Source organism: Pseudomonas sp. S12(2018), from assembly GCF_024355235.1.
GTDB classification, from domain to species: Bacteria; Pseudomonadota; Gammaproteobacteria; order Pseudomonadales; family Pseudomonadaceae; genus Aquipseudomonas; species Aquipseudomonas palmensis.
Genome location: NZ_QLAD01000006.1, coordinates 143,482 through 154,208 on the forward strand (window position 1 = coordinate 143,482; position 10,727 = coordinate 154,208).

Below are 10,727 nucleotides of genomic sequence, written 5' to 3' on the forward strand. Positions count from 1 at the left end.
GGCCGCTGTCGCGTCGATTACCGAAGGGCCTGATCGTTCGGGTCGTAGATGAATAGGCGTCCATCTGTGGGCATCGGGCGCAACTGAAGCAACGGCAAGGTACGGCCCGTATCGGCGAAGTAGTCGGTCTGGAACCGCTTGCCACCTGCCAGGCCATCGCCCGCAAAGTAACTGGCCCTGCTGTAGAGCAGCGCCTCAAGCGGCAATCCAAGCGGCGCACCGGCGGGCCAGGCCGCTACAACCATTTCATTCCAGCCAAGGCCATCGTTGAGCTGTTGGCGGATCTCGTTGGCCACCCGAAATTGTTGCGCCGCCGGGGAGAACCAACAACCTGAGTATGGGCTGCCACGGAAGCGCGCCAACCATGCCGCTGCCGAATCGATCCCCGCTGAGGCGCAAGAAAGCCGGAAGTCGCACATATCGGCCCGCCCGCCAGTGCTACCATCGAAGGGGTACACGCACCGTAGAGACAAGGGTCTGGTCGCCGGTGCCGCTTCTTCACGTATCACCAGCCCCTGCGCCTTGTAGGTACGCAGCACCTTGCTGTCGGCGCGAAAATAACTGAAGGACACGCCATTGCCGCGTACCGAATTGGAGCTCGGGTTCCACGCACGGAAGTTGCCGACATCGGTCGTGCGCAGCAGTACACCACGGCAGTAGAAGGCGCCCCGATTGCCCCGGCAGGTGTCGTCGCCATTGCCGGTGTCGAGGTAGCGTGTGTTGAGCCGTGCCGCCACCCGGTAGCCATTGTCCAGTTGGTCTTGCTGACTGAAACCGAAGACCTGCCCCTGCGGTTCGCCAAGCTGCAAGCGCAGTAGCGGCAGCCATGTACCGGTGGCCTGGAAGTAATCGCGTTGGCTGCTCTGGGCGCGCAACAGACTGCCGGCTTGCCCGGGGTCATAGAACACGCCCTGGATCGCGAGTTGCCCCGGCGCCTGCGCATTCCAGCCGTTCACCACCACCTCGCCCAGGTTGGCCGCTGGCTGGGTGGCCTGGTACGGCTTGCCGTGGGCCAGCGCCGTAAAGCGATCAAACAGCAAGAACCCCGCGCCCGAGCCCAATGTCGTCGGCACATGGTCTTTGCGCACAAAGATGAAGCGCATGTCAGTGCCTTCGGCGGCGTCAGGCACCCAGAACTTCTCGGCCTGGTTGGGCATCAGCGTGCGCAGCACGATGCCGCTGCAGGCAAAGGCAGGTGCGCGCCCCACGCACTGGGACGCGGTACTGGCGTAGCGCGCATTCAGCAGCGCGGCGGTTTGTGCACCCCCAAGGGCATACGCTGCACTCTGTACAAGGCACAAGGTGCAGCCCAGGCACAGTGAACGCATCAGGTTCCTCATCGTCGACTCCTTGGCAGCGTGGCTGCGATCAGTGGATACCGGCTTGGATAGCCTGGTTCGTACTCGCCCGCCCGCCCCGAGAAGGCAGTGCCAGCAGAGGGTTTCAGGTACGATTGCTCACCTCACTCCGTAGCTCGCCGTGCTGCCACGCTTGTCGGTCGCAGTGAAGCCCCCTGGTTACCTCCATGCCCTATGCCTTGCGTTGTCACAGGTTCTGGTCCAGGGGGTCGAAGGTGAACACCTGGCCGTTGGCCGCCGTCAGATCGACCCGTAGCACAGGAATGACCTTGCCGGCCTGTTGGTAGTAATCGCGCTGGATGTACCGGGCACCGTTCAGCCCGCCACTGCCACGGATAAGGAATGCAGCTTCGAGTGTGAGCTGCGGGCCGATGTTCTGCGGCCAGGGCGCGATGATGATTTCGTTCCAGGCGCCGCCATGGGCACGCACTTCGATGTTCAACTCGAAGGCCGCAGCACTGGGGTCGAAGGCGCAACTGCTGACGGGGCTGGCACCATAGCGGCTGCGCCAGGCGCTGACACTGTTGATGTTCTGCGAGGCGCAGCTGGCCCGGCAGCTGTTGGGGATGGCGCTGCTACTGGCATTGGCCGGGTAGGCACAGCGCATTACCAGTGTCTGGCGTGCGGGTGCTGCAAGCTCGCGGTAGATGAGCCCTTCGGTACCGGCCAGGCGCTGCGTGCCGACATCGGCACGTATGTAGGAGAACGACACGCCGTTGCGTGTCACGGAGTTGCTGCTGGGGTTCCATGCGTGAAAACCGGAGGCGCCATTCACTGCGCGGATCAGCACCCCGCGACAGTAGGCGGCTGCCTGCCCGTCGCGGCATTCGCTCAAGGCATCCCGATAGCGGTGCTCAAGGCGCTCGGCCACGCGCCTGCCATTGTAGAGCTGCTCTTGCTGCGCGAAGCCGAACACCTGTGCCTGCGGATCGCCAGGCGCAATCCGCAGGATCGGCAGCCAGAGGCCGGTGGCCTGGTAATAAGCCAACTGATTGCGCTGAGCGCAGCGCAGGCCCCCGGCCTGCGCGCTGTCATGGAACAGTGCCTGGATGGCAAGCTGCGCCGGCGCCTGTGCCTGCCAGCCAGACACCAGGACCGCCCCGGGCGATACCGGGTCTTGCACAGCCTGAAAAGCCTTGCCAAGCGCTGCTGCGCTCAGACCATCGAACAACAGGTAGCCGCACCCGAGCGCCAGGCCCGCCATGCTACGGTCGTTGCGCAGGAAGACAAAGCGCAGGTCGCTGCCGGCAACGTCCTTGAGCGTCCAGAAATCTGCGTTCGCACTCTGCGGTACGCTGCGCACCAGTACGCCGCTGCAGGCGAAGGCAGGACTTCTGCCCACGCACTGTTCCGGCGTGTTGGTGAAGCGTGCATTGAGCCACTGCGCCGTGCGGGTGCCTTCCTGCGCGTGCACCGGCGCAAGGCAGGCGCACAGCGCCAGCACACCGCACAGTCTCAAGATGCCCATGTGTGTGCACCTCACTTGAGCTGCTGCACAGCGGGGTCATAGGTGAAGGGCTGCCGATTGGCGGCCTGCACGTCCAGTTTGACCAGCGGTAGCCAGCGGCTGGTCTCCTTGAAGTAGTCCTGCTGGAACGACTGCCCCCCGGCCAGGCCGTTGGTACCCCCCACCTGCCCCAGGTAATGCGCAGTGGCGCTGAAGAAGAACGCTTCGATCGGCAATTGCGCTGCAATGTCCTGCGGCCAGGTAGGGACCATGATTTCATTCCAACCGGTTAGCCCCGGGACTTTCTGGCGAATCTCGACCATCAGTTGCAAGGCCGTGGCGTCGGCGCGGAACGCGCAGCTTCTGTACCGATTGCCAGCAGTGGAGGCGGACCAGGTGGCGACGCTGTTCACGGGCGGTTGTTTTTCGTCGCACCAGCCACGAAAGGTGCAGGTGTTGGTTGACACCGCATCGTGCGTGGCGCCGTCGGCGACGTACAGGCATGCGGCAGGCAGGGTGTGTATTACAGGGGCGGCGGTTTCGCGAATCAGATAGCCTTGCGGCCACACCACCACCTTGATGGCCATGTCACTGCGCAGGTAGCTGAAGGACACGCCGCCGTTCTTCAGCGCACGGGGGGCCGGATTCCAGGCCTTGAAGTTGCCCGTGCCTGTCGAGCGCAACAGCACCCCGTTGCAATCGAACCCGGAGCGGCCGCTGATACAGGCAGGCCGGGTGTCGGCGTAACGCTGGTTGAGGCGCCGGGTGACCCTGTAGCCATTGTCCAGCTGATCCTGCTGGCTGAAACCGAACACCAGACCATTGCCATCGCCCAGGTGCAGGCGCACCACCGGCAACCACTGGGCCGTGGCGTCGAAGTAGGCGCGCTGGCTGCGTTGGGCTGCCGCCAGGGCACCGGCCCGGGTGACGTCGTAGAAGATGGCCTGGATGGGCAATTGCGCGGGCACCTGGGCATTCCAGGTACTGACCACCACGCCACCGGCACTGCTGCCGGCCTGATACGGCTTGCCCAGGCCCACGGCCGTCAGCCGGTCGAACAGCACGAACCCCGAAGGTGCTGCCAGCCCGTCGAGGGCACGGTCCTTGCGCAGAAAACTCATTTGCGCGGCATCGTCTTTCTTCCAGAACGTTTCGACGTCGCTGGCTGGCACTGCGCGTAGCAACACGCCGCTGCAGGCAAAGGCCGGTGCGCGTCCTAAGCACTGTGCCGGTGTGCTGCTGTAGCGCGCATTCAACTGCATCGCTACCTGCGGGCTCCCGACGGCATGGGCGCTGCCCAGCAAAACGCACAATGCGATGCCACAAATCAGTTTGCTCGCAACGTTCATACAGGTCGCCTCCCATGGCGCGCCGCTGTTCAACGAATGCCGGCCGGGTAGCCCAGCTCATACTCTGTCGTGACTTCGGAACTGACCAGGTTGTCGTAGAGGTCCAAGTACACGGCCGTCTGTGCGCCCAACCCTATGCCCCACACCCGGTACGGAGCCAGGTTCAGTGCCTGGGCGAGGCTGTTGGCCGGCGATGGGTAGAGCCGTGCCAGCGCCTCGAAATCCTCGTTGCTCGGCAGGGTGTAGCCCTCGTCGCGGGCCTTGGCCTGCGCCTGTGCCCAGGTGGATCGATACGCCGAGCTGAGCAGGCGCAGCTCACGCACGCCGCGCACACTGAGCACGTAGCTGGAACTGGCCCCTGCCGCGTTCTGCGCAGTGACGGTGATGTCGCCATTGCCCCATACCGAGACCTGTCCATCGGGATCGACCCTGGCAATGCCCGTGTTGTCCACGCTATAGCCGGTGGCCCCTGGCTGTGCACGGGTGTAGCGGGCATAGTCGGGGATGGTCGGTGGCGTCCTGGCCAGGTTGTGCTCGTCGAAGAACACGACATAGCGTCGGCTGGCCAGGTTGAGTGCCTGTGCAGCAGTGAAGCCTTCCTTGATCAGCAGGGTGACCACGCCCGATCTGCGCGGCGCCGAGCGCGGCGCCTGCGCGGTGTAGTAGACCTGCAGGGTCTTGCCGACATTGGCCTCGACATAGCGCTTTTCGATCGGCAAGGTGACGGGTTTGCCGGCATTGCGCGCCGAGATCGGCCAACTGATCGTGGTGATCGCCTGGCCTTGCGCATCGGCAAGGTAGATCGTCAAGGTGGTCTGGAACGCCAGTACTACCGCGTTATCGTTATCAACCCCCTGGACGGTGATGTTCAGCCCCGTGGCCGGTACCTTTTCAGGGTCCAGCTCGGCGCCCTGCAAGGCTGCCACTTCGGGCAGGCGAAGGGTTGGGTCCGAAGGTTGGGTAGTGTCTGCATGCGCATTGAACATGCTCGCGCAAACGCATAACACCAGTGCCGCATAGGTACGTCTGATTGCGTCCATCAACGGTTGCTCCTGCCATGGAGTCAGTGGGGCTGGCTGATGCCTATCGCGTAGCCTTTCTGGCTTGGGCTGGCGCTGCTTACCTGCAGCGTTGCCAGGTCCAGGTAGGTGGGCGAGCCGCTCGTATCAGTAACAACACCCAGAAAGCCTTTTTCCGTCATGTCCGGCAGGCCCAGGTTCTGCGCGTTCAGATAGCCCGCGAGGTCGTCTTTTGCCGCCGCGTACACAGCGCTGAAGCGACTGAAGTCGTCGGCTGTCGGCACGTCCAGGCCATAGCTGGTGGCGGCTAGTGCGGCGCCTGGGGCCTGCAGCTCGTGGTCGTAGCTCAACAGGTACAACCCCCTGACCCCTCGGACCGTCAGTGTGTAGCTGCCGACCGAGGCACCGGCAGCGTCCAGTGCGGTAATGGTGACCGGCGGATCCTCTGCATTGCCCAGCAGGCTGACCTTGCCGCTGCTGTCGACACGGGCAACCTTGGTGTCGCTGCTTTCGTAGTTGACGGCCTGTGCGGTGGTGCGGGTGAACTGTGCGTAGTCGGGCACTTCTGGCGGCGGGCTGGGCTCCTCGGCGGCGGTGCGGAACACGATGTAGTTGTGGCCGCTGAGGTCGACTGTCAGGGGCGCAGCGAAGTTCGCCTTGATGGTGAATGTCAGTACCTGCGACTTCACCCCGTCGACCTCGTAATACACGCGCAGTTGTTGGCCCTCACGGCCAAGCAATGTGCTTTTCGCAATATTTTCCCAAACCGCCAGTCGGTCGTTGTTCGGGGTGGGCCTTACCTCGTCGTAGAGCACCTTGTTCTGCTCGTCGAGCACAAACAGCTTCAGCACTTTGTTGTGCCAGCTGGCACTTCTTTGTACCTCTGCACGGGTGAATTCACCCACTGTACCGAGGTCGAGTGCCCCTTCGCTGACGTCGTTCATCTTTGGCACGGTGTAGTCGGTCATGTCGTCAAACTCCCGCAGGTAGGCAACCGGCGCCAGGCAGCGCCGATTGCAGGGTCATATCGCTCAAAGGCCTCAGGCGCCTGGCGCGCCAGCCCATTCGCCGTCGGCCTCGGCATTGACATCTACCCGGTGGCCGGTGGTCACCTTGTTGCGCAGCGCCGCCTGCACCGCCGCACTGTCGCCACCGCCCTGCGGTTGGCCCCACGTCACCACGCGCCCGTCTGACGTCAATGCGGCGAAGCCGTTGGAGTTGGCGTACACCGCACGCACATGCTTCAGTTGGTCGGACACCCGGCTGATATCGCCGCCGGCTTCAGAACGCCCCCAGACCGCCACGGTACCGTCGCTGCACAGGGCGGCGAACGCCCATGCGCTGCCGGTGACCTGAATGACATTGCGCAGGTCGGCCACAGCCTTTGGCATGTTGCCGCCGTTGTTCGCGTTGCCCCAGGCCACCACCGCACCGTTCCTGCGCCGGGCACAGAAGGCATGCCAGGTGCTGGTGACCTCCACGATGTCAGTCAGAGCTGCAATTTCTTCCGGCACCGAGCCGCCATGGCTGCCAGCCCCCCAGGCCACCACCTGGCCGGTGGCACGCAAGGCGCTGAATGCCTGGGCCGTGGCCCCCTCCAGGGTGACGATATCGGTGAAATCGGCGATTGCAGCCGGTAACGTGCCGCCATATCCGGCATTTCCCCAGGCAACGACACTATTGTTGGTGCGCCGTGCGGCAAAGGCGGCAAAGTTGCCCTTGACGTAGTAGATGTCCTTGAGGTCGGCGATATTCTTGGGCAAGTTGCCGCCGTTGGCGGCACTGCCCCAGGCTACCAGCGAACCGTCGGCACGCTGCGCTGCAAAAGCGCTGCCGGCACCGTAGACAGCGGTGAAATCCGTCAGGTTGAGGATCCCCGGCGGAATGGTCGCACCCTCGGGCCCCACACCCCAGCCAATGAGGCGACCGTCGGCTTTGCGTCCGACAAACGCCCTGGCATTGCTGCGCACTTCGACGAAATTTCCGGTTTCACCTTTAGGCATGGTACCGCCCTCGCCCGCCTGGCCCCAGCACACCACAGTGCCATCGGTCGTGCGTGCGGCATACGCGCTGCGCGTGCAACTGACTTCAGCGATGTCGTCGCGGCCCACCAATGTCTGCGGAATAACTGCCCCATAGGCAATACTGCCCCACCCGACGATATCGCGATCCCCCCCTGAGCGTTCGTTGCGCAGGGCGACAAACGCTGCACTGCCATTGACCGCGGCGTCGATTCCGTTGCCGATGATGTTGGCCGGGTTGAGCTGCACCTCATCGGTTTGCGTGCGCACGCGCAGCGCCTTCCAGGGCTGCTTGTCCATCCAGGTAGTGCCTGCGGTCCAGGTGGGCTCGTCCAGGTAACGCCATTCGGCGAGGATCGGCTGCAGGCTTTGCGCATTGAATGCGCTCAGAATTCGCGAGGTACTGGAGGCGCGGTAGGTGCTCGCGCCGTAGCGGGCGCCGAAAATACGCAGGTTGCCGCTGCCTATCACACGGTTTACGAAATAGCTGTTGGACGGCGAGCGTTCCTCCGGGCCGCCGCTGCTACGCTGCAGCGTGTATTCGAGCTTGATCGTGGTGCGATTGCTGGCGTTGATCGTGGCATAGGGTACCGACACGTCGAGGGCCTTGCCCTCGTCGCCCGCCGTTACCACGATCGTGCGGTTGAAGTTGCCTGCCGGCAGCTCGCTGTACACCCGTACGGTCACCCTGTCACCGCGCAGCAATCTGGCCACGGTGTCGATCCGATACGTTGCACCATTGCGTACATCGTCCGGGTTCAGCTGGTTGTTGGCGGTCGCCTGCACGAATATCGGCAGCGGCAGCGCCGCACGCTGTACCCGCAGCGTGACGGTGCCGGACGTCTGCTCGCGGCCATCGAAGCGGTACACCACATACTTGACCCGTACATTGGCATCGATGTTGGCCAGTACGAACCGTGCATCGATAGACTGCTTAAGCTCACGTGTCTGATCTTCCAGTATGTACAGGGTGACGCTCGTCGAGCCTTGGGGGGCATCGCCATCCCAGAGCAGTTCCACTTCATCGCCAAGTTTGAGCTGGGCCTCGGCTGGGATCGTGACCACTGCATCGCCCACAGGGCGCAGCGTGCCATTGACCGCGCCCTCCACCACCGGGTCGGGTAGCAGTAACTGGCGCTCTTTGCGACGCAACGAAAGCATGGCAGACACGCGAGTCGGCTGGCGGTCTTCGATGACCTGGTAGTACACATCGGCTGCCACTGTCAGGTAGTTGCTCCACTCGGCGTGCTCGAAGGTGAACGTCACTTGCTTGTCGAGATTGTTCTTGGTCACCTTCATCAGATCGTCGAAGAAGGTACCGCCCGCGTCGGACCACACCACCCTGATGGTCTGGTCGAGTTTCATTCCGGTGTACGGCTCGATGATCACATCGACGCTGGCGAGGACATCAGGATCCAGTTCACCGTCTTGTGCCTGCGGGCAACGGGGTGCCGGCAGTTCCAACTGCGCCACGCCCACTTGCAGCGTGAGAGCCTGTGATTCCAGAGGGCGCCCCAGGCCCTGCCGGCTTACGGTGTAGCTGACTTCGAGCGAACCGCCGCTGAGCGGCTGAATGTTCTGCGGCCCGTTCACGGCAAACGAGATGTCTTTTCCTGCGCTGGCGCTGGTGACCGTTTTGGCGTCCTTGTAGAGCAACGTGCTGCCATCGGAACCGGTGCCTCGCCAGGTGATCTCGATGAAGTCGTCCTTCTCCAGCTGGGCCGCTGCCGGTACCACCACGGTCGCCGTTGCCAGTGTGGCCTCCAGCACGCCGTCGACCGCTTCGGTCACTTGCGGGCTTGGCAGCTTGACGGCGGCGCCGATAAAGTTTGCGCCCACACGCCGGGAGGTCTGTACTACGTTGCTTTTATCAGGCTTTCTGGTGAACCAGGTTCTGCCAGAACCCCGCGCCAGCATCTGCACGTGGGCATAGGGAATCTTGAATACCAATATCCGGGGGCTGCTCAACTTTTGCGAGTAATTCAGGGCAATGATCTGGCCTTGCGCCGTGGTGCCTACCCAGTACAGGGTAATCTCATCCCTTGCCTTGAAGCCGAACACCGACAGCGCCGCCACTTGTACTTCCAGGCCATCTTGCGCCACCAGCGCCACATCGATCGGGTCGCCCTCCACGGCTTGCGAGTCTGGGTTGACGATGATGGGCGGCAACAGTTTGTTGGGGTCGATCGATACCTCGATGTAACCGCGCAATGACCAGTCGCTTGCGGGATTGAACACTTCGTCCCAGATCCAGTACACAAGCACCAGCTTTTCGCTGTCGCCGGCCTCGTAGATGAGCTCGGCATCCACCTCGATGACGAGGTCGTTGCCCACCTCGTCAGGTTGCACGATGTACTCGACGATCGAGCCGCCCCAACTCAGGCGAATTGTGTCGTACTCGCGCATGTTCGGGTACGCCGGTACGGTGACTTCCACGCCATACAGCTCGCCATCAAGGAAGTCCTTGATGTCTTCTTCACCCACCACGCCACCGATTGGAGGGCTGGTCAGAAACGGTGGCAGCAGCTTGTAGTGCCCGGCGCGATCGGGTTCAGGGTCGTTTCCGCCGGGGTACTTGAGGCGTGCCAGTACCTTGAGCACCAGCGAAGACTCCTTGTTGGTGGAGCCTGCACGCGTGATCACGTAGTAGAGGTCGTGCACGCCCTCCAGCACCTTTTTGGCCGGGATGTAGGTTTCGATGTTCTGGCCGAGCTGCTCCTCGCGGACACTGACCTTCACCGCCGCGATGTTGCTGGTGCCATAGAACACCTCGATCAGATCCCCCGCCAGCATGTTCGGATACGGCTGCACGAATACCTGCATTCCGCGCACCGAATTGACCATCCCCTTGTTCACGCCAACCTGGGCGCCTTCGGTGTATACCGGGGTGATGTAACCTGGAATGTAGATGCGTCGCAGGGCCAGGGTGCCGGCTGCAAATCCTCCGAATGCCGGCGGCCCTCCCACTATGGCATTGAACAGGTCGATCATCGTTTGCAAGCCCGATTGGGTCCCGGGGACAATCAAGTTGTTCGTCATGAAGTTTTCTCCAATCCAGGAAGCCCGAAAGGTTTGAACGGGGGAATGGGCTGGAAATGATTCAAAGGCAAAATGTACGAGGCGCACAACTGACACAAATACCAGGTGCCCGGCCAAGGCACGTGCACACCGGGGGAGGAAATCGCGCGCCGATTGCGCTAGGCTGCACCTTTACTCACCAGGAGCATTCTCCATGGCAAAAGCCACCGCCCGTCACATCCTTGTCGCCAGCGAAGACAAGTGCAACGAACTCAAGGCACAGATCGAAGCCGGCGCCGACTTCGCCGAAATCGCCAAGGCCAACTCCACCTGCCCCTCCAGCCGCCAGGGCGGTGACCTGGGCTCGTTCGGCCCCGGCCAGATGGTCAAGGAGTTCGACACCGTGGTGTTCAGCGCACCGGTGAACACTGTTCAAGGCCCGGTGAAGACCCAGTTCGGCTACCACCTGCTGGAAGTGACCAGCCGCCAGGACTGATCGGCCTTGGCCGCATCTG

7 protein-coding genes are annotated in these 10,727 nt (G+C 62.9%); 1 reads left to right on the forward strand and 6 read right to left on the reverse strand.

The window, feature by feature from the left end; genetic code table 11:
- Nucleotides 1-17: 17 nt before the first annotated feature.
- From DN388_RS15610 to DN388_RS15635, 6 genes are all read right to left on the reverse strand, one after another.
- Nucleotides 18-1,172, reverse strand: a complete 1,155-nt coding sequence (locus tag DN388_RS15610) for a hypothetical protein (protein ID WP_213607476.1) — start codon at nt 1,170-1,172, stop codon at nt 18-20.
- A 373-nt stretch (nt 1,173-1,545) separates the two neighbouring features.
- Nucleotides 1,546-2,826, reverse strand: a complete 1,281-nt coding sequence (locus DN388_RS15615; protein WP_255001005.1) for a hypothetical protein — start codon at nt 2,824-2,826, stop codon at nt 1,546-1,548.
- 11 nt (nt 2,827-2,837) lie between these two features.
- Nucleotides 2,838-4,067, reverse strand: a complete 1,230-nt coding sequence (locus tag DN388_RS15620) for a hypothetical protein (protein WP_255001007.1) — start codon at nt 4,065-4,067, stop codon at nt 2,838-2,840.
- A 116-nt stretch (nt 4,068-4,183) separates the two neighbouring features.
- The gene (locus DN388_RS15625; RefSeq protein WP_255001009.1) at nt 4,184-5,194 is read right to left on the reverse strand and encodes a hypothetical protein; all 1,011 of its coding nucleotides are present in this window, start codon (nt 5,192-5,194) and stop codon (nt 4,184-4,186) included.
- 23 nt (nt 5,195-5,217) lie between these two features.
- Entirely contained in the window at nt 5,218-6,141 is a 924-nt protein-coding gene (locus DN388_RS15630; protein WP_255001010.1) for a hypothetical protein, read from the reverse strand.
- A gap of 72 nt (nt 6,142-6,213) precedes the next feature.
- The gene (locus DN388_RS15635) at nt 6,214-10,233 is read right to left on the reverse strand and encodes a hypothetical protein (protein WP_255001012.1); all 4,020 of its coding nucleotides are present in this window, start codon (nt 10,231-10,233) and stop codon (nt 6,214-6,216) included.
- Nucleotides 10,234-10,426: 193 nt separating this feature from the next.
- On the opposite strand from DN388_RS15635, the gene DN388_RS15640 reads away from it, so the two are divergent.
- Nucleotides 10,427-10,708 (forward strand): peptidylprolyl isomerase, encoded by a 282-nt coding sequence (locus DN388_RS15640; RefSeq protein WP_043860171.1) that lies wholly within the window; start codon nt 10,427-10,429, stop codon nt 10,706-10,708.
- Nucleotides 10,709-10,727: the final 19 nt, after the last annotated feature.

Excerpts from the sequence above, each read along its gene's own strand:
- DN388_RS15640 (WP_043860171.1), top strand. The coding sequence starts at position 10,427 with ATGGCAAAAGCCACCGCCCGTCACATCCTTGTCGCCAGCGAAGACAAG.
- DN388_RS15630 (WP_255001010.1), bottom strand. The coding sequence starts at position 6,141 with ATGACCGACTACACCGTGCCAAAGATGAACGACGTCAGCGAAGGGGCA.
- DN388_RS15615 (WP_255001005.1), bottom strand. The coding sequence starts at position 2,826 with ATGGGCATCTTGAGACTGTGCGGTGTGCTGGCGCTGTGCGCCTGCCTT.
- DN388_RS15620 (WP_255001007.1), bottom strand. The coding sequence starts at position 4,067 with ATGCAGTTGAATGCGCGCTACAGCAGCACACCGGCACAGTGCTTAGGA.
- DN388_RS15635 (WP_255001012.1), bottom strand. The coding sequence starts at position 10,233 with ATGACGAACAACTTGATTGTCCCCGGGACCCAATCGGGCTTGCAAACG.
- DN388_RS15625 (WP_255001009.1), bottom strand. The coding sequence starts at position 5,194 with ATGGACGCAATCAGACGTACCTATGCGGCACTGGTGTTATGCGTTTGC.